Origin of the sequence: Evansella vedderi (assembly GCF_030813435.1) — a bacterium.
Lineage (GTDB): Bacteria > Bacillota > Bacilli > Bacillales > Salisediminibacteriaceae > Evansella > Evansella vedderi.
Genome location: NZ_JAUSUG010000003.1, coordinates 51,176 through 74,056 on the forward strand (window position 1 = coordinate 51,176; position 22,881 = coordinate 74,056).

Genomic DNA, 22,881 nt, shown 5'->3' on the forward strand with positions numbered 1-22,881 from the left:
AGTGAAAGGCGGCGACTCCAGCGGGAAGCGTCCGCCTGTAACGGATTCGAGCAATATGAGGAAAAAAATTAGGTATTGACCATGAAGATGAGATTACCGGACCACTAACCGTTAATCCTGCAATTTTTCATTATGATAAAGAGTCCGGTGGTTCCATCCATATAAATATTCGTTATCCTGTGACAGCAACATATGAAGCCATAGAAAAGCAACTTCACAGTGTAGTTGAACAAACCCCTTTCACATGGGGGAAAATTAGGAATAAAAATCCTCATCATGTGGACAAGGATACGCCAATGATTAAGGCCCTTCAAAAAGCTTACGAGGAAGAAATGAACGAAGAAGCTACTTTGCTATCTAGTGGCGGGAACACTTATGCTAGTCTGTTGCCAAACTGTATAGCCTACGGTGCTGTGTTCCCCGGAAAGGTCATGACCGCACATCAAAAGGATGAATATATTGAGGTGGACGATCTCTTAAAGGCAACAGCCATTTACGCTAGAGCCATTTACTATCTTGCAAATTCGGAATTCTAATAGTAAGAGGGTGCAACAAAAGGCCAAAAACCTTTTGTTGCACCCTCGTCTATTTCTTTACTTCGAAAAAAAATTAACACTAACCTTTATATAGTTAGTCTTTTTCCTGTTTTGGCTTAAAAAGACTACTCGTATTATGCTGCAGGGTTATTTTTTGGGCTAATCCATGTGTATCTTCTTGTTTGCGTTCATTCGGTCTAATCAAGAAGATGGAAGCGAGAGCCGCTAATCCCCCAAAACAGGATAAGACAACGTAAATAAAATTGGGTATGCTATTCATCATTAATGCAATGGCAGGAGGCCCAGCCGCAACTCCAATATATCGCATACTACTGTAGATGGAAGTAATGGTACCCCTTTCTGCTTTTTCAATTCCTTCCGTAATCAAGGAATCTAAGCATGGTAGGGAAATCCCAATACCAATACCTGCAATGGTCATCAGGCTTAAAATAAACATTAATTTTTGTTCAGGTTGAATAAAGATCAGTGATCCAAAAACTAAAACATATCCAGAGAAAGTAAGCCATTTCATTAAATTCCTGCTACTACCTATTTTCTTTCCAGTTAAGAAAGCGGCGCTGCATAAAAACAGGAGAGGCACAGCTAGAATGAGACCACGACTGATTCCATTTATACGATATTGATTTTCCAAAAGATTAGATAAATGAAATTGAAACCCAAATAATACAAACATACTGATACAACCGATGAGGAATACCCCAATCAACCATCTTGCATTGTTTTTAAATATAATCTTAAAATTTTCGAAAAACTCCGTGAAATTTTTTTGCTCTTCTTGCTCCTTTGGGGGCTTTACAAGAAATCCAACTAACAATATGGAAATAAGCGTAATTGCAGGGACTACAACAAATGGGAAAAACCAAGTGATTAACGCAAATAATGATCCTAAAATGGGACTTAAAACTTTCCCCATTGTATTTGAGGTTTCAATGAAACCTAATCCCCTACTTACATCCTTTTCATCGTCAAACATATCACCAACTGTCGGGATGACAACTGGAAATGCACCTGAAGCACCTATTCCTTGAATAAATCGTCCAAGTAATATAAACGTATATGCATTTGATAATTTCCATGAAGCAAATGCAGCTATTGCTCCCCCAATTCCTGTTAAAATCAAACTCGGAATGATAACCTTTTTACGTCCGAATTTATCAGATAAATAACCTGAAATGGGTATAAGTATGATGGCAACAATGGAATACACCGTAATAATAAGGCTAGATTGAAAGGCTGTAATGTCCAATTCTCTTTCCATTGTAGGTAATACTGGTATAAACATGGAATTCCCTAACGTTACAATCAGTGGTATTGATGCTAGTGCGATGAGATCAAATTTCTTCTTCATTTTCGAATCTCCTTTACGTACTACATCAAAAACAACTATCTCTCCTTATATTGATGATGGTTATAAATATTTATACACAGAAAAGGTGGTTTCTAAGGATAAATGTTAACCAGTTTCAGATCAACTATTATAAATAAAAAATGTCTAACAAATCGGACAACCATTTGTTAGACATTTAAGTTCAATTTTAAAGTTTTTCGTAACTATTAACGGATTGCATCTACCCAGCCGCTACGAATGATCTTAATAACCGCATCGGTACGATCGTTAGCATCTAGCTTTTTTAATAACCTACTAATGATAGAATTTATGGTAGACTGAGCAAAAAATAATTTTTCAGCAATCTTTATATTATTATTACCATCTAAAATTAATTGAAGAACCTCTTGTTCCTTTTGGGAAAGTACTTCCCCTGCCTTTTCATTTAAAACAAATTTTTTGATGGGCGCATCCTTCTTTTGTCTTTTTTCAATTTCACAAACCATATCCTTGTGGAAGTCAGGATCTAAGAATATTCCCTTTTCCATAAGTGATTTTATTACGATGGAGGTATTTTTTTCTAAAAAATCTAAAGAAACAATTCCGCTAATGGATAAGGATAAGTAGGAGATTAATCCATTATGTAAAGGTGTTTTGCTTACAATCAAAAAATGGGATTGGCTACTCATTGACTGAAGCTGGGATTTTACTGCTTCCAATCTTTCACTATTATTTTCGTCCATTAGGTAAAAGATTATATCCCGGCTCATTACTTTCTTGGTGTATGATTCTTTTAAAAGTTTAGAAATGGATTCCCTTGTTTTCGATGATATCTCATTCTGATGATCAATAAAAATAATTCTTGAATTTGCAGTTGCGATGCTTTCTCTTGTTAATTGCATAAATAGTACCCCTTTCATGAAAATTATTAAAGGCATACTGTAATTCTTTTAAAACAAAAAAATGACTACTCGTTGAATGAATAGCCAAAGCATTTTATAGTACAAAAGAATTACATTGGTAACCAGGCGATCATAGTCTTCAAGACCTTAGACCCTAGGCTTTGCGTCCTATTCTTTCAAATAGTTTGCCTTTTTCATAATTTATCCAATTTTATTAGTATAAAAGTAATGATAAACTATTTTTTAATATAATGCAATATATCTAGAATAAATTATTGAATACTTTTCCTAACTTTTTCAATTAATTTAGTAGAGTCTGTTCAAAACTCCCATGTCTTTATAGACACCACGATAAATGAAAACTATTTTTGACTGTGCTAAATTTGGAAATTGATTTATGCTTCAGGCACTCGCTTTCCGCGGGAGTCTCGTGCCTTTCGCTTCAATCAACTTCTTTTGATAATAAACAATGTATTAATTCATAGTTTTCGTATAAAAAGGGGCTGTTTTTCCCCGTTTGAACAGACTTGAAAGACAGTTTTTGAACACCCTTTAGTAGTAATAAACTATTCTCTCCCGTTATTGAATTTAAAAGAATAGCCTTTGCTATTTTGATTCACAACTGTATCCGTTTCCTTTGCATTTGATGTTTTCTTCGTTTGAAACTTTCCCGACTCCTTCGACTCACTCGGCGTTTTTTTCTTTTTTTCATCCTGATTAACTGTTATTCCGAAATTAGTTCCTAAGTTCAAAGCACCACTTAAATCTTTAATATCCAAGTTATCTAAGCGAAAGGTTAAGTTCTCTATAACTGGATCATTAATATCCAATTTTTCCACGTTAATGTGATACTCAATTTTCTTATCATCCAACTTTTCGATTATTTGTTCTAACTTGTTCTGCGTATTGTTTTAACCTTTTTCACCCTTATCCTTTTAACAAGAATTATGGGGAGAAAAGAACTTACTTAAATGACATTTTTCAATTTTGTTTCGGGGATTTCCATCGGTTCTATCGGTACCACCCTTGTAGTCAATCAAAACTTGAGTATAAAAAATGGCCTCATTGCTTTAGGGGGATGGGAGTGTTCTAACAATAGTAATGGGGATAGTGGATACTTTAGATGCCCGTAAAGCATTGGAAGGAAAGTCTATTATATTAGTTAAAAACGAAAAAATAATGGAAGGGGAACTTCGGAATGCGGGGGTAACCTCGTTGGAAGAGGTATTTTATGCAGCAGTAAAAAAAAACGGAAAACTATATATGCGATTTAAATAAAGATACTTGAAACATTCATTCGGAGCCATTTGACAGGTGCACATTATCCACTGGATTGAATACTCTAAAAAAGATAAGACTTTATCAATTAATATGGGGTTTATTAAATATCTTTTCCAAATCAAAATGAGTGGTGATGAGGTAATTGATAAGGTTTAAAATATAAACCCTGTTTCTAGCCTTAGTAACCTAAAGGAAAAAGGGAGGTTATTTATGGCGGTTGTTATTAACTTTTTGGCAATTAACGTGAACTCGCAAAGTAACAACTCTGGTGTTTTCATAGGTTCTAATAATCAAGTAGGTTGGGATTCCCATTCTAAATTCAGTTACGGCAATGGACAATTTTTAGGTATGAACGGCACGATTAATAACCTGAACATTTTAATGGACCAGGATATCATTGATGCTCCAATTAATGATCAAGATATTAAACCTGGTTTAAATAATCAGCAATTATAAAATGAGGAGGAATGTGTATGGCATTAGCAATCAACTTTGCTGCTGTAAATATTAATGCGCAGTCAAACAGTACTGGTTTATTTGTAGGGAGTAATAATCAAGTGGGATGGGATGGACATCAAAAGTTTAGTTATGGAAGTGGTCAATTTTTAGGTATTAATGGATCAGCCAATAATATAAATATCGTGGCAGATACGGATGTTATTGACGCTCCAATTAATGACCAAGATATTAAACCTGGTTTAAACAATCAGCAGGCATAGGAGGAGAGTGAACTGGGTAACGGATCACATGTTCATATTGCTGTCCAAAACTTGTATGTTACCACCATTGAAAATACTTCAGGAATCTTTTCCGGGACTAATATTGCAAATGGTTGGTCAACCATGTATAAAGCGAATTTCGGCTTTGGCTCCATGAGTAATACCATTTCTTCAAATAATTTTTCCATTGTACTGGATAATGATTTCATCGATTCTCCATTCGATGATCGTGATGTATTTGTTAGTAGAAATCTTCCAATGAATCGAGTAAATCAAGTTGATTTCCAGGATATTAATGTAAATACCCTTATAAACAATTCTTCCGTAGCAATTGGAGAAAATAATATGTACGGTTGGAGTGGACATAGTAAACGGAATTTTGGAAATGGGAAATTTTCCGGTACGAATGTGACAAATAACAACCATAATCATTTGGAAGACAATGATTATATTGACACTCCGATCAATGATCAAGATTATAAACCTGGATTCCTAGATCAAAGAGGTTAAAATTTTTTCGAAACATAAGGAAAGAAAACAAAGATTCCCTCATTATTTTAGAGTCGAATCTTTGTTTTCATTATTATCATCTGATTCATTTGTTTCATTAAGGTCATTTGAGAAATCGGCCTCTCCTTCCACATCTATTTCTTCTCCTTCTTCTAGGGATGCCAAAATTTTCTCCTTTAACCAATCAGGGATATCATCACTACCATTAAACATATCCAGAAAATCAGCATCATCTAATAGGGTTCTAGCATCCTTAAATTCATTACTATCCCCGCTTACAGATCCAAAACCTTGATTATGCTTTTTTTCACTTTTAAAGCCTGAGTTCGTATTATGTCCAATATTAACACTGGATGCACCCTCCACTGTACCTATACGAATCGACCCAATATAAAATGTAGGGGAAAAAGATGAAGCCATGGAACCCTCCTCAATCATTTTATCAAATTTTGATTATTCCTTTTTTCGTTGCGGTTGATATACATCAATATAATCCGGGTCAAAGGTAATGTTATAGTTGTTTTCCACAATATTATCCTGCCCGTCAATCTTTCCAAACCCTTCATTTAGTTTCGATGAGCTTTTCCACCCGATATGTTTATTTCTTCCAGAAAAGACCCCTGAAGAACTGGAAACTTGGTTTATACTTAAACTTTTAAACGATATTTTGGTACCCATTTACAATCACCTAATTTCTTTTTTATTCATATTCTATTTTGAAGTCATTCTTAATATGAATCAGTGAAGGAATCTTGCAAGCTTTAAGTATGTAAGTACATTCATCGATTTTTAAAGAAAGGGGGATAAAGAATGGTTGGTAAGGATAAATTTGTTCCAGGGAAAATAGATTGGGACCAATTCCAAAATATTTTTAAAAATAAAGGATTTATGGGAAATCCTTTTTTCGGATCTTCATCCAAGGACCCACAATGGATTGAAGAATACATTCAAAGTGTTTTATCCCAGTCCATGCCAAACATGGACCAACGGGGTGGCAATCCAAACCAGCATCAGTCTCAGTCAACAAACCCTAATCAACCCCCACCGCCCCTTCAAAAAGAAGTATTTGAAGGCCATTACAATATCATTGTTAAAGTCTTACTTCCCCACCCTATCCATCCCAATCAACTAAAAATATATCATGCTGCTAATAGGATTAGAATAGACGGGATTGAAAGTTTAGGACCTCAAATTATCGAATTGCCTGTCATCGGCAAAACGGATGGAGCCATGTCTGTAGTGAAAAATAATATTTTAGAAATAAATATCCCTAAAGAGTTAAATATCCAATACCAAGAAGTACCACTAGTATTTGAATAATCACATTTGGTATAGCCGCGAGCTTAAGCAAGCTCGTTTTATTTTTTTCAATGCTAATTTCTAAAAGATTGCTTTGAGGAGAATATTGTCTTGGATACGCTACTGGTGACGCTTCTCCAAGTTTTTTTAAAGTAACAACATTTGCTAAAAAATTCTTTTCCAAAAGAACAAAAGTGCAATGCGCCTTGTCCACGAGCGACCAGCAAATGCATCTGCCCCGATAAAAAGTGCTTTTTACTTTTAATCGGGCAGATCATTTAACCTCGAGCGAGAAGGCGCTGAAGCTAGACGTGATTAATAATAAATAAACTTTTCCACAAGAGTGAAAAATATAATTTTCTAAACCATAAAAAAAGCCAGTCTCCGACTAGCCTTGAACTTTAAGTTATGTCACTTCCTCCGTATGGGTATGGGGTGTAAATGGTCATCTTCATGTTTCACTAATCTAATTTCGAGAATATTTTTCTTAAAGATAGCCTTCCCACCTTTACTTCGCACCAAGTTTGGTAGTTTTATTTCAAATGGTTCCCCTGATGGAAACCCGCTGACAACAATCCTTGTGGCATCATGCTCTACATTAATATCATTAATATCGATATGTTTCGGAATTAATATTTGAATAATAATAAATCCATGTAGTTCAATCACCCTCGATTGGGGGGGGGTTCTTTGAGGAGAATTTTCCATACTAGATGGATTTGCTTGAGCTTGAGGATTGGTTGGACCTCCTTGGTTAGAATTAAGATTTGGAAGAAAAGCTGGTCCATTATTATTTTGGTTTTCGCTATTATTTGTAGGAGGAGCCTCATTAGGTTGTGGATTTTCATTTGGATCTTCTGTCGTTGAATTTGTTTCATCCGTTTGTACATTCCCTAGCCCATTTAAATATTGATTTAACATATTTTGGACATATTTATCAATTCCGTTTACCATATTATTTCTTTCATCTATCTTAGGCATAAAATACTTAAGTGGATCAAAGTTGTTCCAGTCCAAGCAATTCCCCCCTTTCACTAGGTTGATTGCAATGAAAAAATATGGAAGGAGCACGTATTTGGAGTATTTTTGAAATCGGATAAACCGTTTTCCCTTCAATCATACTATGCTTTCTTCATTGAAAAGTTCGCGTAAATCCTTCGTCCCCATGATCTACTCCCTCCATATAAAAAAACACCTCGAATACCTGAAATTCAAGGTGTTTTTCTCTGTTATACTATTTTTTTGTATTAGTCACTTTCCATCTTATTTGTATTCATCGCTATTTCGTAAGCACTAAGGATGGCATCCCTCTCTTCAGGGTCATTAATACCCACTAGGTACTGCTCATCTCCCTCGTCTTCGATCCTCATTAATAAGGTCTCTGTATCACCAGTTACAATGGCATAGGACTCTCCATCCATTTTAAACATTGCTTCCACATGGAATTCTTTTTCATAGCCGCTATCATCTTTAATAATTATTTTATTATCTAAATATTCCTTGTTAGACAATTTTTTTCACCCCATAAATAAGTATTTACACATACCATTCCCATTGATGAAGGTAAATAATTGTCTAACTGAACTTTAATTTTTGTCTATTCACCACTATCCACAAAATTACCTATGTTTCCATCCATTGACTTCTTTTCTAATGTTGTTTTTTCCCCATGTTTATGAAATTTACTAAAGGAATGTGCTTCCGTGAAATTATCCCTATACCTATTACTTAAAAAAGTAAAAACAGCTAACCCTAGAACTAGTGCTAAAAATTTAACGGTTCTCACCCCTTTTAACCCTTTTTTTACTTATATGTGACACTTTTAAATGTATGTGTATAATATAAGCAAAGAACAAATTAAATGAAAATATCAAGAGATTTTAACAAGAAATATAAAAAAGTAACTGTAAAAAATACCTCATTTCTCCTACAATGAAAATATTAGACAGTGTGGAGATATAAATTATCGTTGCACCGTTCATTTTTTTATCAATTACGTACAAACTAAGAAAAAAAGGAGATTATATATTCATTATGAGTTATTTCAAGCCTGATTTTTTGTTCGAGCATTTTTCCGATATTACAATGACATGGTTAGATAACAATAGAATAACCCATATTTTTTCTGATTTGGACAGTACACTGGCAGCCCATAACCAACAAGGTTCCGTACAATTTGAAGAATGGTTAGATCGCCTCCACCAACACAATATTCAACTCGTTATCCTTTCCAATAACAGTCAAGGAAGAGTAGACAAGTTTACCGAACCATATGGAATTAAGGGGTATGGTATGGCCAATAAACCTGCAATTAGTAAAATTAAAGGGATAATGAAAGAGGTAGGAGCAGTTCCTGAAACAAGTATATTTTTAGGTGATCAACTCTTTACAGATGTGTGGTGCGGGAAGCGTTTAGGGATGAAGACCGTCCTTGTACATCCCGTAGAACCGGAACACGAGCCTTGGAATGTATCAATCAAGCGAAAGTTTGAAACACTTATTAGAAACCGGTGGTAATTTGTATCCATTTAACAATGGAAATATTGCCATTAAAAACTAATAGGAGGTTGCGAATGATTTATATTTACAATTGCTATGCAGGTACCCATTCCTCTGCATTAGCAGCTGCTTATCATTTAAACAAACTTCCGAAAGACCGCCTTCCTACGAAGGAGGAAATATTAGGCATCGATATTTTCAACAAGCTGACACCCAAAGATATGGGAAGGATAATTTATCACGGGATGGACGAAAATGGAGATAAGGTTTATACCTTCGGACGAAGCAACTCTAAAGTGGTAATGCCAGCATTGACGAACCTTCTTACGATGATGAATGGCAATGAAAAACTGAAGGACAAGGTGATTTTCTCCAACGCTTCCCCTACTGTTCCATTGGCAATGACATTTGGTGGCCTTTTCTCAAGAAGGCTACATATTGATTTCATCGGAGTACCCCTCTTAGTAAAGGGGGCAAAGCAAACGTACGGAAATATTATCAGCCTGGTGGAACGGACAAAAAAGTTAGGGAAAACACAAATGAACCTCGTAGAAGTACTTGATAATAAAGACCTTGAAGTAAATAAAACATTTAGTTAGAAAGATGACCCAAAGGATCCCCTTTGGGTCATTTTTGGTTTTTATTTTTGGAATAAATTAAAAATTAGTTCGTTAAGAAATAGTGGCTGTTTTCTAATAGATCATTGCTTTGATAATATGATTATTGCTCGACTCCGTTACAGGCGGATCAATTACGCCTAAAGACAGCCCACGTCCTGCTTCTGCGATTACTCGACGCAAACTATTCAAGGAAGCATTCAGGTCCCGCTTGTGGGCAACGGCGTAATGTCACCGTCCTGGTTACGCGGGCAACGCTTTAGCCTCCTTCGTTCGCAAAAACAGCTCACTGCGGGGTCTTCAGCAGTTATACCTGTCTCTTCCTCTACAAGCATTGCTTCGTAGCGCATTCTTCGAGACAACTCGTAGCCAACTCTAGAAGCCCTGGCTCGTCGCTGGAGTCGCCGCCTCTCACTCCTTCGAGATAATTAAACAAAAATCTGTCGAAAAAAACCAAAAAGTTAACTGTTCTCACAATAGGGGCAAATGTCTCCAATGTTAATAAGGGAAATCGTACAACTGGGGCAATACCAAGCTCCACAGGTTTGGCATTCTCGACCATTGTCACGGATATGAGTAATTAAAACAGCAGGCTGACCACACTCCTTACAAAAATCCATCAACATACCCCCTCGTTTATGTTTATTCCATCATATGCAGGGAAAAGGGCGAAATGTCACAAAGAAAAATAGACTAACTCAAAGGTATCACCTCACCTGTTAAGTTTCTTTACTTGTATTAGAAAGTATAAGAATAGTTGAAATTTGGAACTTTACACTTAGGAATACTATTTAGGGGGATATTTGATGACTAATGAACAAGTGGAACAGTATATAAATAAAATAAAAGAAACAATAAACGAGGCTCAGAAGGAACTAGCTGAAGTTAAAATAGTAAGGGAAAATGACCCAACAGATTACAGCTACTTAATGCAGCAGTTGCAACAGTTGAACGAGGATATGGGAGATTATTTAGCGAATGCAACTCCAAAGCAGCGCGAGGATCTTTTGGAAGCTAGAGAGTATTTACACTATACCCAAGAAATAATGACTAGAGGGATATAGTATTAGTTAATCTTATTTAGTGAGCAAGAGGAGTTTGAAACGCCAACTTCTTCCATCACTCCATTCTCGCGTTTCAACAACCTCATCTTAAACCTCAATTCCTTAAAAAAACCTTCTCTCCCTTTTCATATGCAAAAGAATGTCGTACAATATAGAACAGGTATAAGGGAGAGGTGATGTCTGATGCCAAACGATCTATTTATGTGGTTTATCGTCCTTTGGTCCCTATTTATGACGGTGATCATTGGTATCGGCGGCTATTTTATGTTTCGTAAATTTCTCAAAAAGCTGCCAAAGGAGGATGGGAAGTCCATACTTGACTGGCAGGAACATTATATTAATGAAACAAGACATTTATGGACAGAGGAAAATAAAGCATTTTTGGACGAGCTCTTAGAGCCTGTTCCAGAGCTTTTTCGTGATGTTGCTAAAGGAAAGATTGCCGGCAAAATTGGTGAGCTAGCTTTAGAAGAAAATGCAACGAGAATGACCGAGGACTTAATTATCAAAGGATATATTGCTGCCACACCTAAGCGAGATCATAAGTTTCTAAAGAAGAAGTTAAAAGAAAAAGAAATTGACATGAATCAATATGCTGCTTATTTCCAGCAATAGTATGGTTTGGATACGCTACAGGCGGATGCTTTTCGCGGGCAATACTGGAGTCACCGCCTTCCGCTTCTCCAAGCTTATTAAAAATCAACAAAGGTTCCGAAAAGAACCAATCAAAACATAAAACCCAACACTCTAGGAGATCAACTCTCCCTTGGTGTTGGGTTTTCTGATTGGAAGTTCCAATTAGCATTGGAATTCTGCTTTAGCTTAAATTCCTTTTCCACTTGCTTAAACTTGTATAGCATGGCCAATCGCCATGGGAGAATCATTCCAAACGCTAATACAAAAAACATTCCTGCTAATACTTCGTATTCAAAATGGATCCCCAAAATAGTTTTTGCCAATAAACGTACGGCCAATAATCCAAATAATATGAATGGGAATGCTTTTGACCGTTTCATATATATATTATTATCACGGATTTCAAAAGAGGATAGTTTAATCAACAATATAGAAAATAATAGACCAACAGAAAATGCTTCAATAAGTTCAAGTGCTGAGGGTCTTACTGGTGGATATAGAAACATAAGAAAACCTGTAGACATGGCTAAAGGTGGTATCATAATTTTTCTTACTGTTGCTGGTTTTTTCATTGCCTTCATTCTAATGAATAGGGCTAATAATGCCATCATTACTGCTACAATACTTAAAAAAATGCCTATCATAGGGGTGCGCTCCTCTGTTTATCAACTTATGCAATAATTATAACACAATTGTGTTGTTAATTAATAAAACATAGGACAAATTATATACTAAAAGGTGAAACCAAAAGATGAATGAACACCATTCCTATTAATAAAACGGCTGTCCTTGCATACTTTACCTTAGGAGAAACTAGAAAAATGCTAACTCCCAATAGCAATAAATAAAGCCAAGTCATATATACATTTACAGGGTGGTAAACAGTATTTTCTACTGTAAAACCGAAAGAAAAAGGAGTTGGCGCCCCATAAGCTTTAACGCACAGGGAATAAAAAAGCAACATAGATACCGTTCCAAATAATAAACTATCCCAGCAGTGGTAAGGCCATTTTTTTCGATAACCTTGAAAAATTAAATACAAAAAACCAATGCCTATAGCCCCATAAGAAGCATAAGGACCACCTGCAAAATAAAGAATATTTCTCAAATCCAATAACAAACTTGGCTCCAATAGAAACGGCCAAAATTTATAGAAAATAACTCCAATAACAATTCCCATTAACACAGAATCTAAGAACTCTTCCCTTACATTTACTTTTAAACGTTTTAAATAGTAATGAATAATAGCATATCCAAAAGCGGTCCCTAGCAAGAAAAATAACATTTCCATAGTGACTGTTAAGGGGCCAAATGAAAATGTATGTAATGGTTCAAGCATTACTCGCTCCCCCTTCCAAGCTGGCTGATGGTCTGTGTAATTTCTTGATATGTTAGAGCCCCGACCTTACGATGGACGATAAAACCTTCCTTATCGATAAAAAGAGTGGCAGGAACTGGGGGGACAAAGTAGGCGGAAGATACACGCCCATTTACATCAGATACATTTAGAAACTCAATATCATGGTCCTTTATAAACTGTTCGGCAGCTTCCTTTGAATCCTGACTCGTAACATTAACCCCTAGAAAGGTAATTTCATTTTCGTAAGTAGCATGGGCCCTTTGCAAAGCTTCCATAGATGAAGCGCAAAAGGGGCACCAGGATGTCCAAAAATAAATTACTGTCCCCTGTTGACTATTATTAATTGTAGATGATAGCTGAATGGTTTCATGAGGAGTCAGTAAGTTATCTAAAGTAAAATCCGGTGCTAAATGACCGATATGTGGCAACCCATGCATCTCTACATTTCCGTATTCCATAAAACGCCGTTGCTCTTGACCCATCCATAGGAAAAATACAATAGTTATGATAAGTAATATGGAAATAGTTCGTTTAACTAACATCTCAATCCCTCACGAAAAAGTATCCATTTTCACGCCTGAAAAAACATGAAAAAAACGCTGGAACAAACCAGCGTATATATTATAGATTAGGATACTACATCATAGCCTTGCTCTTCAATTTCTTCTTTAAGTTTATCTAGAGTCACAGCTGATTCATCGAATTCAACGGAAACATTATTTTCATCTAAATTCACTTCAGCTAAAGTTACACCTGCTACATTTTTAAGGGCACCTTCCACAGTTGATTTACAATGGTTGCAAGTCATTCCATCTACTCTAATTACTTCCTTTTTCATACAAAAACACTCTCCTTCTACTAGTAAAAAATATTATTACGCTTTACCTAAATAAAGTAAAACATGATAATTAAGACTTCGAAAATTGCTGAATAACTTTCATAAGCTCCTCAATGGCTTCAGATCCTTCTCCATTTGCTACCGCATTGGAGACGCATCCCCGTGTATGGTCTTCCAGCAAGTGAAATCCAACCTTTTTTAAGGCTGCGCTAATGGCAGATAATTGAACTAAAATATCCACACAATAACGATCCTCTTCTATCATTCGCTGGATACCCCTTACTTGTCCCTCTACACGTCTTAATCTTTTCAGAAGCTCTTGCTTTTCCTCATCTGTTCTCATCATTCCCGGTTTCGTTATTTCTGTTAATGGAATGTTTAATTTATTATCCAATTATCTATCACCTCTGATCTGATTATACCATACCCCTGGTACGTATCTCTTGTCAATAATATACCAGCCAAAAGATAAACATGTCACATTTATTAAGTTGATATTCAGGCAGACAAACACCTCTAAACAAAGCCCGCAACGTTTTTACACTGATTGCGAGCTTCCTATAAGTAATATTTACCAAAATAATTAGCTGTCTAAAGCTTTTTTCACACTTAGAAGATTATCTCCATCTTCCTTCCTTACCATATTTACAAGAAAGGGCCTCATGATTTTTGTACGGAGACTGTTTGTTTGAACAGTTCCTTCAAAAACAACCTTTGTCCCTTCTTCCACTTCCTCAAATGTATAAATATATTCTACTTTTAAGGCGTTAGATTCTGTGAAAAAGGAAATTTTTTTATTTGGGACTACTTCCAAAATCTCTAATTCGGAGGCAACTTTACGGGTCGGCGAAAGTTGTCTTACCTCTTTATAACGGGAGCCTGCCTCTCCACCTGAGTTTGTCAGCTTCTCCACTTTAACTACATTCGTAAAAATTTCTGTTCGATTCTCTGGATTGGCTAGAAAGGGATAAATGTCACTTAAGGGTTTATCGATTATCGTTTCTTCATGTAAATCAGCCATTGGCTTAACCTCCGTTCATAAATGCCTTCCATTTCTACTATTTAATCTTCTACTGTTATTTCCTCTAACTTTTCTGCTCCTTGCTGTAATAAATACATTTTATGATATAGTCCCTCTTGATCCAATAGTTCTCCATGTGTTCCATGCTCTACGATTTCCCCTTGATGAAGGACTAGAATTTGATCAGCGTCCTTAATGGTGGATAATCGGTGAGCAATGGCAATTGTTGTTCGGCCACGTCTCATTTTTTCTAGGGCAATTTGTATTTCTGTTTCTGTTTCCGTGTCAACACTTGCAGTTGCTTCATCTAAGACAAGAATTTTCGGGTTCCGTGCCATCGTTCTAGCAAAGGAAATAAGCTGGCGCTGCCCACTGGAAAAAGTTGATCCTCGTTCTCCTACTGGAGTCTCATAACCCTTTGGTAATCTTTCAATAAATCCGTGGGCATGAACAAACTTCGCTGCTTCCACCACATCCTCATCCGTAATAGACGGGTCGTACAAACGGATATTATGCTTAATGTCTCCAACAAATAGAAATGGATCCTGAAGTACAAGACCTAGTTTAGAGCGCAGCTCTTCGTCGCTATATTGTTCAATGGGAGTACCATCAATAAGGATTTGACCTTTATTAATGGAATAGAAGCGCATCAATAAATTGATAATAGAGCTCTTCCCGCTTCCCGTATGCCCAACAAGGGCTAACGTTTCCCCTTGACGAACCTTAAAACTAATATTTTTCAAAACATCCTGTTTCCCGTCATAAGAAAAAGTAACATCTCTAAATTCAATTTCCCCGAATTTAACTGTAGGCTCCTCACTTCCTTGTTTTACAGGAGCCAGTTCATCGTGATCCATCAAACGGAAAACACGGCCAGCGGAGATAATCGCCTGTTGAAAAATAGAAAGGCGCTGCATCATCTGGTTCACTGGTTCAAAAAAGCGGTCCAGATAATTCACAAAAGCGTATAATACCCCAATTTCAACAGGACTATTTAACGAGGTAATTCCAAAATAACTTAGAACGAGAACGAGAGCCATAATGGAAATAAAGTCCACAGCAGGACGTAACAATAACCCATCTAACTTGATGCTTTTGAACCAAGCTTCATGATGCTCTTGATTCGTCTTTTGAAATTCACGGTTCATTCTTCTTTCCTGTCTAAAAATCTGAACGATAGCCATTCCTTGGATGGATTCATTTAACCTTGCATTTAATTGACTTAGCTTCTCGCTCATTTCTGAGTAATACTTGGAACTAAAGTGACGATATAGTTGCATGATTACAATAATAATCGGTAAAATAACTAAACAAAATAGAGCGAGTTGAACGTTCAAATAGAACATGGCAATAAAAACACCAATTAAGAAAATGATATTTTGGACAAAAACAGCCATTACACTAACATATAATTCCTTTACTTGCTCCGTATCATTCGTAATTCTTGACACAAGTCCCCCTGTAGGGAATTGATCAAAAAAGGATAATCCTAAACGCTCCACCTTTGAAAAAATATCAATACGGAGCTCCTGGATTATTTCCAACGCCGTTTTCTGAAACAGTAAGGATTGGAAATAATTCATTACTGCAGAAGCAATATGCAAAACGATATAGCCTATTCCTAGTATTAGCAGCGCTTGTACTTCAAATATTCTCGGTGTTAAATAATCATCAATAAATATCTGAATAAGAATCGGGCCAATTAACTGAGAAGCCGTACCTCCCACTAATAAAAGGAAGGCTACGAGCAGCCACTGCCAGTGTGGCTTGGCATATTGTATTAAACGTTTAAAAACTAGTCCTTGAGCTAAAGGGATAAGTAGATGTTTATGTCTTTCAATCATGATGATTTCCCTCCCCGCTCCACTAGAGATTCCAATTGTTGATGCTCATACATACGTCGGTACCAGCCGTCCTGGTCCATTAAGGAATCATGGTCTCCTCGCTCCAGCACTTCTCCCTGATCTAATACAAGAATAAGATCAGAATGTTTAATTGCACTTAAACGATGGGCTGTAATTAAGGTGGTCTTTCCTTTTCTTATCTCTCGTAAAGCATGTAGAATCTCCTCTTCCGTTTTTGCATCAACAGCAGATAAGGAGTCGTCTAAAATAAGTATTTCTGGGTTAGCAAGGAGAGCACGGGCGATGGAAATGCGCTGTTTTTGCCCACCAGATAAGGTGACCCCTCGTTCTCCTACAATTGTTTCATAGCCTTCATCAAAACGGATAATATCGTCGTGAATGGATGCTAGTTTGGCAGCATCAATGATTTCCTGGTAACTAGCATCAGGATTAGCAAAGGCAATATTATCTGCAATGGTTGCTGAGAATAAGAAATGATCCTGTGGTACATAACCAATAGCAGACCGCAATGCATCTAACGTATAATTGTCGATGGCCCGTCCATCCAAATAGATATTTCCATTTTTTATATTAAAATCACGCATTAAGCCTTTTAATAGTGTTGTTTTACCGCTTCCCGTTCTCCCAGCAATCCCAAGGGTTTGCCCCCTCTTAATTTGAAAGTAAACATCCTTCAATGCTGGATTTTCTCCTTCTTTGTAGACAAATTCATTCACTTGGAATTCTAAATCCCCTTTGGGAGTTTCATTGACTGCTTCTGGGTTGTCCACAATATCTTGCTTTACTTTAAGGAGAGCCGATACACGATCATAGGAGGCCCTACCTCGCTCCACAATATTAAACAACCAGCCAAAAGCGAGCATAGGCCATATTAATAAGCCAAGATACACTGTAAAACTAGTCAACTGTCCTATCGTTAATTCTTCTATTACTACATATCTAGCACCAAAAACGATAGATAAAAAGAAGGAAAACCCGACAATAACAGCAATAGTTGGATCGAATAGAGCGTCAACCTTTGCCACCTGAACATTTTTCTTTACCACATCAGCCGATTCCTTTTTAAAGGCTTCTACCTCTTCCCCTTCGTACCCTAACGTTTTTGTAACACGAATTCCGGACATACTTTCCTGTACCTTATCGTTTAAAGAAGAAAATGCAGCTTGGGCTTTCGAAAAGCGCTTATGTAGCATCGAGCCATATTTGCTTGTCGCTATAGCCATAAATGGCATAGGAATTAAAGCAATTAATGTAAGCTCCCAGCTGATAGTAACAGCCATTGTGATAATGACAAAGCTTCCCATTGTAATAGAATCTACTAAGGTAAGAACCCCTACCCCTGCCGTCTGTTCAATAGCACGAATATCATTGGTAGCATGAGCCATTAAATCTCCTGTTCTTCTTTTTTGAAAAAAAGAGGAAGACATCTTTGAAAAATGTTCATAAAGATCATTTCTCAATAGTCTTGCTAAACGAATGGCAGGACCAAAAATTAAGATTCTCCAAAGATAGCGTAATATATATACGATAATTGCTAAAACAAATAATAATAGCATCCATTGGAGAAGTATTTCTTCTGTTAAAGTATTCCTGTCTATATGGTCGACGATTACCCCCACCACATAGGGAGGTAATAAGGATAGAAAAGATACTAAAGCAAGAACGAATATTCCTCCGCCGTAATTCCACTTTTCTTTCTTAAAATACCATAGTAAATCGATAAAAACTCTCATCGTGCTGCCCCTTATCCTATTTGTGTCTTTAAAAAGACCAATTTCATCATATCAGAAAAGGAATTGACGGAAAAGAAAATAAATATTTATTTTATAGCTTCTTTCACTTTATTCTCTAATAGCCGCAAAACTTCTATATTGCTATAACATGAAATATCTAATGTATCTATATTTTCATTCGTATACTTCTGGCGTTTATACTGATACATTGGATCATAATAGTGCAGTAGTAATTGAGAAAAAGCTAATTCGTAATCCTTCTTTTCGAAAGCCGCTGAAACAATATGACGAATGGATGAAGGTATTCGCTTTTTTAAATGATTAAAGGCTGCAATAAATGCATCATGATGTTTGTCCGGATGATAATCCTCTATAATTCTCTTCACTCTATTATCTAATGAATCTTTGATTTCAATATGTTGGGAATGATTTTTTAACTGCAGTAAAAATTCAGGAACGATAATCGACCCAATCCGTTTACTTTCCGCCTCCAAAATCACAACCCCATTTTGTTCATATGTTTCTAAAGTTTTGACAAGATCATACTCAAACTGTTTCTGTGATTGTGATCCCAGTCCAATATGACCAAAAATGGACCCCCGATGATTGGCTAATCCTTCTAAATCAAGGACAGGATAACCTTTATCATTTAACACCCTTATCCATCTCGTTTTTCCCGTTCCAGTATTTCCGGAAAGGACGATACCCTTCCACTGTAGGTTGGCAAAATGGTTCAGTTGCGTTCTTACCTCTTCACGAAAACTACGTATTCCACCGGAGAGCTGATATGCATTTATTCCAAGGGTCTGCATCATGGATACAAAAGTAGCACTCCTCATCCCTCCACGGGCACACATCACCACAGCTTTTCTCCCTTCCGCAACACGTTCTAGCTTCTGCCACTCTACATAAAAAGCTGGCAATTTCTTCGAAAAGATGGCTACTCCTTCTTTCTTGGCAGAATCTGGACATACCTGTTTATATAAAGTACCAATGGCTTTTCGTTCATCATCGGTAAATAGAGGGAGATGAATGGAGCCTGGAATATGAAATTCTTTAAATTCCCCTGGAGATCGAACATCTATGAGATAATATTTGTTTGAGGAAAACTGTTTATGACTAATTTTTGGAAGTGAAAAGGTAACCTCCATCATCAACACCTACTTCCGTTTAGATCTGTTAAACTTTGAATGCTGATTTTCGCTTCAATCAACACTTCTCCTTTAATGAGCCTTCTATTTAATATGAAAAAACACTCCGTAGTGGAGTGTTAACTTATTTCATATTATTTTGCATTGCTTTCATCATTTGGGTAATTTTCTTTTGTGACGGATTCATACCCATTTGCATCATCATGACGCGAAGCATTTTTTCATTAATTGGTGGGTTCTTCTTCATATAATTCATCATGTATTGTCTTGCAATAAAGAAACCGATAGCAATTCCTGCAAGCAATGCTAGGAAGCCTGTTAAAATGTATGGCCACATTACAATGACCCTCCTTCTCTCTATGTTGTCTCTCGGAAAAACTTAACTATTTGTTATAACCTCATTTATTATAACGTATTGACCCGTACAATAAAAGGGAAAGTCAAAAAAATGCGTTATTTTGTCTAGGATTGATGAACAATTTCTAACGATTTTACTGGACGGAGCCATCCATATCTCCTTTGGTCAAATTCCATTGCGATAAAAAACGGATGATAATGACGCAGGACTTCAAAAAAGCATGCCTCTGCATCAAGGGTACCCTCGGAAAATAACGTTAAATGGTTTTCATCTATATATAGACCAGCCTGACTGTTCTTTTCTTTCATACGTATAAAATGCTTATTATCTTCCATTTCATAACCAACAGTGCCAGAAAGATTCTTTTGAAGCATTCTTTGTAAACGGATTACATCTATCGGTTCAATAATAAAATCAATTTGATTGTCTGTGACATTCTTTAGTTCTCCTTTGGCGAATCTATTCTCATCAAACAGACGAAACAGTTTACCTTCTAATCCATAGTAGTCATTTGCGATATCTTCCCGAATAATATAGATGTCATACTCTCTCACATTTCCAACCCCCCGAAGCTTCCTGTCTCATTACCTATTATATAGGACAAGCTATACAAGAATTGTCAGTTCATGCAATGAACCATGACTAATTTTGTCGCTAAGGGTTGGAGTTTTGCTTATTTAAAAATTTGGAGAAACGGAAAGCGTCCGCCTGTAGCGTATCCAAGCCACATTATATTCTCTCAAAAACAACATGGTCTAATGCGATGAGTAATCGCAGGAGCATACCAAGTGGCGAAGGAGCAATCTTTTTTAAACAGTCTTATTCAAAGAGGGTGACTCCACGAGTCACCCTCTTTCATTCTTACTTATTTAACAATTGTTTAAAATTAGCTACCACATTTTCAACAGTAAAACCATATTCCTTAAGGATACGTTCACCTGGTGCAGAAGCTCCAAAACCATCAATTCCTAATACAGCCCCTTGATCTCCCGTGTAACGCTCCCAACCTAATGGATTAGCCATCTCAATTCCTAGTCGTACCTTTATATTCTTTGGAAGAACAGAGTCTTTATATTCTTGAGATTGCTTTTCAAAGCGATCCCAGCTTGGCATACTAATAACTGCAACATGGATTCCTTCTTTTTCAAGGGCTTTTTGAGCCTCGACAGCTAAAGAAACCTCCGAACCTGATGCAAGGAGCAACCCATCTGGATTTCCGTTAGCTTCAGAAATAACATATGCCCCTTTCTTAACACCATCGTATGCCTTTTCTTTTGTACCTTCTATTGTTGGTAGACCTTGACGTGTAAGGACTAATGCGGTTGGTTGATCTGTACTTTCTACTGCCAGCTTCCATGCAGCAACCGCTTCGTTTCCATCCCCAGGGCGAATGAGAGATAGACCAGGCATTGCCCTTAAAGCAGGAAGTTGTTCTACTGGTTCATGTGTCGGTCCGTCTTCTCCTACAGCTATGCTGTCATGTGTAAATACATAAGTTACTGGTATCTGCATTAATGCTGATAAACGTACCGCTGGACGGAGATAATCAGAGAAAACAAAGAATGTGGCTACATACGGTTTTAATCCCCCATGGAGAGCCATTCCATTTCCAGCTGCTGCCATGGCAAATTCTCGAACTCCAAACCATACATTTCTACCAGCGTAATTTTCCCTAGTGAAATCCTCTTCTCCTTTTAACATTGTGTTATTGGATGAAGCCAAATCAGCAGATCCACCAAACATTGATTTCACATTTTTAGCCAATGCATTTAAGGTTTCTCCAGCAGATTGTCTCGTTGCTAATTTATCTGTTGTTTCATAAACAGGAAGTCCTTGGTCATATCCAGAAGGTAATTCTCCGTTAATTGCAGCTGTTAACTGTTGTGCTAATTCCGGATAGGCTTGTTGATAGGCCTCAAATAGTTCGTTCCATTTCTGTTCCTTTTGAATTCCCTCGTCAGCAAGCTTCTGATAATGCTCAGCAACTTCCTCAGGTACATGGAAGTCTTCCTCAAAGGTCCAGTTATAATATTCCTTCGTTAATTGAGCTTCTTCTTCACCAAGTGGTTTCCCGTGAGACTCGGATGTTCCTGCTCTATTAGGGGAACCATAACCAATTGTAGTCTTTACTTCAATCATAGATGGTCTGTCATCAGCCTTTGCCGCCTCAATTGCACGGCCAATTTCCTCAAGGTCGTTTCCATCCTCAACACGGATCACTTGCCAACCGTAAGCTTTGAAACGATCTTCCACACTTTCAGAGAAGGAGCGATGTAAATCACCATCTAGTGAAATATCATTGGAATCATAAAGTACGATCAATCGTCCTAACTTTAAATGACCTGCTAATGAAGCTGCTTCAGCAGAAACACCTTCCATTAAGTCTCCATCCCCACAAATACTGTATGTATAATGGTCAACAATGTTATATTGGTCACGATTATACGTTGCTGCTAAGTGACGCTCCGCCATTGCCATCCCAACAGCCATCGCAATCCCCTGGCCAAGTGGTCCTGTTGTTGCATCTACTCCAGGTGTATGTCCATATTCCGGGTGTCCTGGAGTTTTACTCCCCCATTGTCTAAACTCTTTTAAATCTTCAATTGAAACATTATAACCATGAAGATGTAATAAACTGTATAAGAGCATGGAGCCATGTCCCGCAGATAATACGAATCGATCACGGTTAAACCAATCTGGATTCTTAGGGTTATGATTCATAAAGTCTGTAAATAGCTTATATGCCATTGGTGCAGACCCCATTGGCATTCCCGGGTGACCCGAATTTGCCTTTTCAATTGCATCAATTGATAATGTTCTGATGGTTGCTATTGATAGATCATGAATATTAATTCCCATAAATTCTTTCATCCTTCCTTACAAGTAGTTGTCTGACCTCTGTGTTTATCATATACCTTCTTACCTTGCAAAACAATAGTTTATCCTACGTTTCATACGTTTCTCACAAATTAATGTAATTTAATGAAAAAAACTATTTTATCTTAACATATTGTAACCAGCCTACTTTAAATTAATCTAATTTAAGTTAAAGCTGTAAAAGATTGTTGTTTTTATAATAAAATAGTTGGCTTGGATAAGCTACAAGCGGAACAATTATACCTAAAGGCAGCCCGCGTCCTTGTT

General features: G+C 36.8%; 31 protein-coding genes and 1 riboswitch. Of the genes, 10 read left to right on the plus strand and 21 right to left on the minus strand.

What is annotated here, in order from left to right:
* Window positions 1-179: 179 nt before the first annotated feature.
* On the plus strand, window positions 180-536 hold the full coding sequence (locus tag J2S74_RS04610; protein WP_307322431.1) for a M20/M25/M40 family metallo-hydrolase: 357 nt from the start codon (window positions 180-182) through the stop codon (window positions 534-536).
* A 94-nt stretch (window positions 537-630) separates the two neighbouring features.
* On the opposite strand, the gene J2S74_RS04615 is transcribed toward J2S74_RS04610, so the two are convergent.
* The 3 genes from J2S74_RS04615 to J2S74_RS04625 form a co-directional block, all read right to left on the minus strand.
* On the minus strand, window positions 631-1,905 hold the full coding sequence (locus J2S74_RS04615; protein ID WP_307322434.1) for an MFS transporter: 1,275 nt from the start codon (window positions 1,903-1,905) through the stop codon (window positions 631-633).
* Between the two features lie 206 nt (window positions 1,906-2,111).
* Entirely contained in the window at window positions 2,112-2,786 is a 675-nt protein-coding gene (locus J2S74_RS04620) for a response regulator transcription factor (protein WP_307322437.1), read from the minus strand.
* 114 nt (window positions 2,787-2,900) lie between these two features.
* A riboswitch (cyclic di-GMP riboswitch) is annotated at window positions 2,901-2,986 on the minus strand.
* Window positions 2,987-3,352: 366 nt separating this feature from the next.
* Window positions 3,353-3,658 carry a hypothetical protein gene (locus J2S74_RS04625; protein ID WP_307322439.1) on the minus strand — a complete coding sequence of 102 codons (306 nt, stop codon included), beginning with the start codon at window positions 3,656-3,658 and terminating at the stop codon, window positions 3,353-3,355.
* A 229-nt stretch (window positions 3,659-3,887) separates the two neighbouring features.
* On the opposite strand from J2S74_RS04625, the gene J2S74_RS04630 reads away from it, so the two are divergent.
* From J2S74_RS04630 to J2S74_RS04645, 4 genes are all read left to right on the plus strand, one after another.
* The gene (locus J2S74_RS04630) at window positions 3,888-4,064 is read left to right on the plus strand and encodes a DUF421 domain-containing protein (RefSeq protein WP_307322441.1); all 177 of its coding nucleotides are present in this window, start codon (window positions 3,888-3,890) and stop codon (window positions 4,062-4,064) included.
* Window positions 4,065-4,277: 213 nt separating this feature from the next.
* Window positions 4,278-4,523, plus strand: a complete 246-nt coding sequence (locus J2S74_RS04635; protein WP_307322444.1) for a hypothetical protein — start codon at window positions 4,278-4,280, stop codon at window positions 4,521-4,523.
* Window positions 4,524-4,540: 17 nt separating this feature from the next.
* The gene (locus J2S74_RS04640; RefSeq protein ID WP_307322446.1) at window positions 4,541-4,786 is read left to right on the plus strand and encodes a hypothetical protein; all 246 of its coding nucleotides are present in this window, start codon (window positions 4,541-4,543) and stop codon (window positions 4,784-4,786) included.
* A 123-nt stretch (window positions 4,787-4,909) separates the two neighbouring features.
* Entirely contained in the window at window positions 4,910-5,296 is a 387-nt protein-coding gene (locus J2S74_RS04645) for a hypothetical protein (protein WP_307322448.1), read from the plus strand.
* Window positions 5,297-5,338: 42 nt separating this feature from the next.
* Here the strand turns inward: J2S74_RS04645 and J2S74_RS04650 are convergent, their stop codons facing one another.
* Both J2S74_RS04650 and J2S74_RS04655 read right to left on the minus strand, forming a co-directional pair.
* Window positions 5,339-5,716, minus strand: a complete 378-nt coding sequence (locus J2S74_RS04650; RefSeq protein WP_307322451.1) for a hypothetical protein — start codon at window positions 5,714-5,716, stop codon at window positions 5,339-5,341.
* Between the two features lie 33 nt (window positions 5,717-5,749).
* Window positions 5,750-5,974: a hypothetical protein gene (locus J2S74_RS04655; protein ID WP_307322454.1), complete on the minus strand. Its 225-nt coding sequence runs from the start codon at window positions 5,972-5,974 to the stop codon at window positions 5,750-5,752.
* A 132-nt stretch (window positions 5,975-6,106) separates the two neighbouring features.
* Here J2S74_RS04655 and J2S74_RS04660 point away from each other — a divergent pair, with 132 nt between their 5' ends.
* A complete protein-coding gene (locus J2S74_RS04660) occupies window positions 6,107-6,616 on the plus strand; it encodes a hypothetical protein (RefSeq protein ID WP_307322457.1) in 510 nt (169 codons plus the stop codon).
* A 390-nt stretch (window positions 6,617-7,006) separates the two neighbouring features.
* On the opposite strand, the gene J2S74_RS04665 is transcribed toward J2S74_RS04660, so the two are convergent.
* From J2S74_RS04665 to J2S74_RS04675, 3 genes are all read right to left on the minus strand, one after another.
* Complete coding sequence (locus tag J2S74_RS04665) at window positions 7,007-7,612, minus strand: Hsp20/alpha crystallin family protein (RefSeq protein WP_307322459.1); 606 nt, start codon at window positions 7,610-7,612, stop codon at window positions 7,007-7,009.
* 230 nt (window positions 7,613-7,842) lie between these two features.
* Window positions 7,843-8,106, minus strand: coding sequence for a DUF1292 domain-containing protein (locus tag J2S74_RS04670; protein WP_307322463.1), 264 nt, complete (start codon window positions 8,104-8,106; stop codon window positions 7,843-7,845).
* An 86-nt stretch (window positions 8,107-8,192) separates the two neighbouring features.
* Complete coding sequence (locus J2S74_RS04675; protein WP_307322466.1) at window positions 8,193-8,381, minus strand: hypothetical protein; 189 nt, start codon at window positions 8,379-8,381, stop codon at window positions 8,193-8,195.
* Between the two features lie 248 nt (window positions 8,382-8,629).
* Between J2S74_RS04675 and J2S74_RS04680 the strand changes: the two genes are divergently transcribed.
* Together J2S74_RS04680 and J2S74_RS04685 are read left to right on the plus strand one after the other, a co-directional pair.
* Window positions 8,630-9,112, plus strand: coding sequence for a YqeG family HAD IIIA-type phosphatase (locus tag J2S74_RS04680; protein ID WP_307322468.1), 483 nt, complete (start codon window positions 8,630-8,632; stop codon window positions 9,110-9,112).
* Window positions 9,113-9,168: 56 nt separating this feature from the next.
* Window positions 9,169-9,693, plus strand: coding sequence for a DUF3189 family protein (locus J2S74_RS04685; RefSeq protein ID WP_307322470.1), 525 nt, complete (start codon window positions 9,169-9,171; stop codon window positions 9,691-9,693).
* A 479-nt stretch (window positions 9,694-10,172) separates the two neighbouring features.
* Here the strand turns inward: J2S74_RS04685 and J2S74_RS04690 are convergent, their stop codons facing one another.
* Window positions 10,173-10,331, minus strand: coding sequence for a hypothetical protein (locus J2S74_RS04690; protein ID WP_307322473.1), 159 nt, complete (start codon window positions 10,329-10,331; stop codon window positions 10,173-10,175).
* Between the two features lie 186 nt (window positions 10,332-10,517).
* Here J2S74_RS04690 and J2S74_RS04695 point away from each other — a divergent pair, with 186 nt between their 5' ends.
* Together J2S74_RS04695 and J2S74_RS04700 are read left to right on the plus strand one after the other, a co-directional pair.
* On the plus strand, window positions 10,518-10,775 hold the full coding sequence (locus tag J2S74_RS04695) for a DUF2524 family protein (protein ID WP_307322474.1): 258 nt from the start codon (window positions 10,518-10,520) through the stop codon (window positions 10,773-10,775).
* 183 nt (window positions 10,776-10,958) lie between these two features.
* The gene (locus J2S74_RS04700) at window positions 10,959-11,390 is read left to right on the plus strand and encodes a DUF2621 family protein (protein WP_307322477.1); all 432 of its coding nucleotides are present in this window, start codon (window positions 10,959-10,961) and stop codon (window positions 11,388-11,390) included.
* Between the two features lie 140 nt (window positions 11,391-11,530).
* Here J2S74_RS04700 and J2S74_RS04705 read toward each other — a convergent pair whose 3' ends face one another.
* From J2S74_RS04705 to tkt, 12 genes are all read right to left on the minus strand, one after another.
* Window positions 11,531-12,055 carry a CcdC family protein gene (locus tag J2S74_RS04705; protein WP_307322480.1) on the minus strand — a complete coding sequence of 175 codons (525 nt, stop codon included), beginning with the start codon at window positions 12,053-12,055 and terminating at the stop codon, window positions 11,531-11,533.
* Window positions 12,056-12,135: 80 nt separating this feature from the next.
* Window positions 12,136-12,750: a hypothetical protein gene (locus tag J2S74_RS04710; protein ID WP_307322482.1), complete on the minus strand. Its 615-nt coding sequence runs from the start codon at window positions 12,748-12,750 to the stop codon at window positions 12,136-12,138.
* On the minus strand, window positions 12,750-13,313 hold the full coding sequence (locus tag J2S74_RS04715) for a TlpA family protein disulfide reductase (RefSeq protein ID WP_307322484.1): 564 nt from the start codon (window positions 13,311-13,313) through the stop codon (window positions 12,750-12,752). The genes J2S74_RS04710 and J2S74_RS04715 overlap by 1 nt, the downstream gene beginning before the upstream one ends.
* Before the next feature lie 86 nt (window positions 13,314-13,399).
* Window positions 13,400-13,609: a copper chaperone CopZ gene (gene copZ / locus J2S74_RS04720; RefSeq protein WP_307322487.1), complete on the minus strand. Its 210-nt coding sequence runs from the start codon at window positions 13,607-13,609 to the stop codon at window positions 13,400-13,402.
* A gap of 70 nt (window positions 13,610-13,679) precedes the next feature.
* The gene (locus tag J2S74_RS04725) at window positions 13,680-13,955 is read right to left on the minus strand and encodes a metal-sensing transcriptional repressor (RefSeq protein ID WP_307323157.1); all 276 of its coding nucleotides are present in this window, start codon (window positions 13,953-13,955) and stop codon (window positions 13,680-13,682) included.
* A gap of 237 nt (window positions 13,956-14,192) precedes the next feature.
* Entirely contained in the window at window positions 14,193-14,630 is a 438-nt protein-coding gene (locus tag J2S74_RS04730) for an SRPBCC family protein (protein WP_307322488.1), read from the minus strand.
* A gap of 41 nt (window positions 14,631-14,671) precedes the next feature.
* Entirely contained in the window at window positions 14,672-16,474 is a 1,803-nt protein-coding gene (locus tag J2S74_RS04735) for an ABC transporter ATP-binding protein (protein ID WP_307322492.1), read from the minus strand.
* Window positions 16,471-18,228, minus strand: coding sequence for an ABC transporter transmembrane domain-containing protein (locus J2S74_RS04740; protein ID WP_307322495.1), 1,758 nt, complete (start codon window positions 18,226-18,228; stop codon window positions 16,471-16,473). The genes J2S74_RS04735 and J2S74_RS04740 overlap by 4 nt, the downstream gene beginning before the upstream one ends.
* Before the next feature lie 86 nt (window positions 18,229-18,314).
* A complete protein-coding gene (gene mnmH, locus J2S74_RS04745; protein WP_307322496.1) occupies window positions 18,315-19,379 on the minus strand; it encodes a tRNA 2-selenouridine(34) synthase MnmH in 1,065 nt (354 codons plus the stop codon).
* A gap of 124 nt (window positions 19,380-19,503) precedes the next feature.
* Entirely contained in the window at window positions 19,504-19,716 is a 213-nt protein-coding gene (locus J2S74_RS04750; RefSeq protein WP_370875959.1) for a YneF family protein, read from the minus strand.
* 125 nt (window positions 19,717-19,841) lie between these two features.
* Window positions 19,842-20,291, minus strand: a complete 450-nt coding sequence (sirA, locus tag J2S74_RS04755; protein ID WP_307322499.1) for a sporulation inhibitor of replication protein SirA — start codon at window positions 20,289-20,291, stop codon at window positions 19,842-19,844.
* A 307-nt stretch (window positions 20,292-20,598) separates the two neighbouring features.
* Window positions 20,599-22,596: a transketolase gene (gene tkt, locus J2S74_RS04760; protein ID WP_307322502.1), complete on the minus strand. Its 1,998-nt coding sequence runs from the start codon at window positions 22,594-22,596 to the stop codon at window positions 20,599-20,601.
* Window positions 22,597-22,881: the final 285 nt, after the last annotated feature.

What these genes read in the sequence shown, in the direction of transcription:
- J2S74_RS04715 (WP_307322484.1), bottom strand. Translation starts at nt 13,313, where the DNA reads ATGTTAGTTAAACGAACTATTTCCATATTACTTATCATAACTATTGTA.
- J2S74_RS04615 (WP_307322434.1), bottom strand. Translation starts at nt 1,905, where the DNA reads ATGAAGAAGAAATTTGATCTCATCGCACTAGCATCAATACCACTGATT.
- J2S74_RS04645 (WP_307322448.1), top strand. Translation starts at nt 4,910, where the DNA reads ATGTATAAAGCGAATTTCGGCTTTGGCTCCATGAGTAATACCATTTCT.
- J2S74_RS04695 (WP_307322474.1), top strand. Translation starts at nt 10,518, where the DNA reads ATGACTAATGAACAAGTGGAACAGTATATAAATAAAATAAAAGAAACA.
- J2S74_RS04685 (WP_307322470.1), top strand. Translation starts at nt 9,169, where the DNA reads ATGATTTATATTTACAATTGCTATGCAGGTACCCATTCCTCTGCATTA.
- J2S74_RS04650 (WP_307322451.1), bottom strand. Translation starts at nt 5,716, where the DNA reads ATGGCTTCATCTTTTTCCCCTACATTTTATATTGGGTCGATTCGTATA.
- J2S74_RS04705 (WP_307322480.1), bottom strand. Translation starts at nt 12,055, where the DNA reads ATGATAGGCATTTTTTTAAGTATTGTAGCAGTAATGATGGCATTATTA.
- J2S74_RS04620 (WP_307322437.1), bottom strand. Translation starts at nt 2,786, where the DNA reads ATGCAATTAACAAGAGAAAGCATCGCAACTGCAAATTCAAGAATTATT.
- J2S74_RS04735 (WP_307322492.1), bottom strand. Translation starts at nt 16,474, where the DNA reads ATGATTGAAAGACATAAACATCTACTTATCCCTTTAGCTCAAGGACTA.
- J2S74_RS04635 (WP_307322444.1), top strand. Translation starts at nt 4,278, where the DNA reads ATGGCGGTTGTTATTAACTTTTTGGCAATTAACGTGAACTCGCAAAGT.
- copZ (WP_307322487.1), bottom strand. Translation starts at nt 13,609, where the DNA reads ATGAAAAAGGAAGTAATTAGAGTAGATGGAATGACTTGCAACCATTGT.
- J2S74_RS04700 (WP_307322477.1), top strand. Translation starts at nt 10,959, where the DNA reads ATGCCAAACGATCTATTTATGTGGTTTATCGTCCTTTGGTCCCTATTT.
- J2S74_RS04660 (WP_307322457.1), top strand. Translation starts at nt 6,107, where the DNA reads ATGGTTGGTAAGGATAAATTTGTTCCAGGGAAAATAGATTGGGACCAA.
- J2S74_RS04740 (WP_307322495.1), bottom strand. Translation starts at nt 18,228, where the DNA reads ATGAGAGTTTTTATCGATTTACTATGGTATTTTAAGAAAGAAAAGTGG.
- J2S74_RS04640 (WP_307322446.1), top strand. Translation starts at nt 4,541, where the DNA reads ATGGCATTAGCAATCAACTTTGCTGCTGTAAATATTAATGCGCAGTCA.
- J2S74_RS04750 (WP_370875959.1), bottom strand. Translation starts at nt 19,716, where the DNA reads ATGTGGCCATACATTTTAACAGGCTTCCTAGCATTGCTTGCAGGAATT.
- J2S74_RS04710 (WP_307322482.1), bottom strand. Translation starts at nt 12,750, where the DNA reads ATGCTTGAACCATTACATACATTTTCATTTGGCCCCTTAACAGTCACT.
- J2S74_RS04690 (WP_307322473.1), bottom strand. Translation starts at nt 10,331, where the DNA reads ATGGATTTTTGTAAGGAGTGTGGTCAGCCTGCTGTTTTAATTACTCAT.
- J2S74_RS04630 (WP_307322441.1), top strand. Translation starts at nt 3,888, where the DNA reads ATGGGGATAGTGGATACTTTAGATGCCCGTAAAGCATTGGAAGGAAAG.
- tkt (WP_307322502.1), bottom strand. Translation starts at nt 22,596, where the DNA reads ATGGGAATTAATATTCATGATCTATCAATAGCAACCATCAGAACATTA.
- J2S74_RS04655 (WP_307322454.1), bottom strand. Translation starts at nt 5,974, where the DNA reads ATGGGTACCAAAATATCGTTTAAAAGTTTAAGTATAAACCAAGTTTCC.
- mnmH (WP_307322496.1), bottom strand. Translation starts at nt 19,379, where the DNA reads ATGGAGGTTACCTTTTCACTTCCAAAAATTAGTCATAAACAGTTTTCC.
- J2S74_RS04725 (WP_307323157.1), bottom strand. Translation starts at nt 13,955, where the DNA reads ATGATGAGAACAGATGAGGAAAAGCAAGAGCTTCTGAAAAGATTAAGA.
- J2S74_RS04730 (WP_307322488.1), bottom strand. Translation starts at nt 14,630, where the DNA reads ATGGCTGATTTACATGAAGAAACGATAATCGATAAACCCTTAAGTGAC.
- J2S74_RS04680 (WP_307322468.1), top strand. Translation starts at nt 8,630, where the DNA reads ATGAGTTATTTCAAGCCTGATTTTTTGTTCGAGCATTTTTCCGATATT.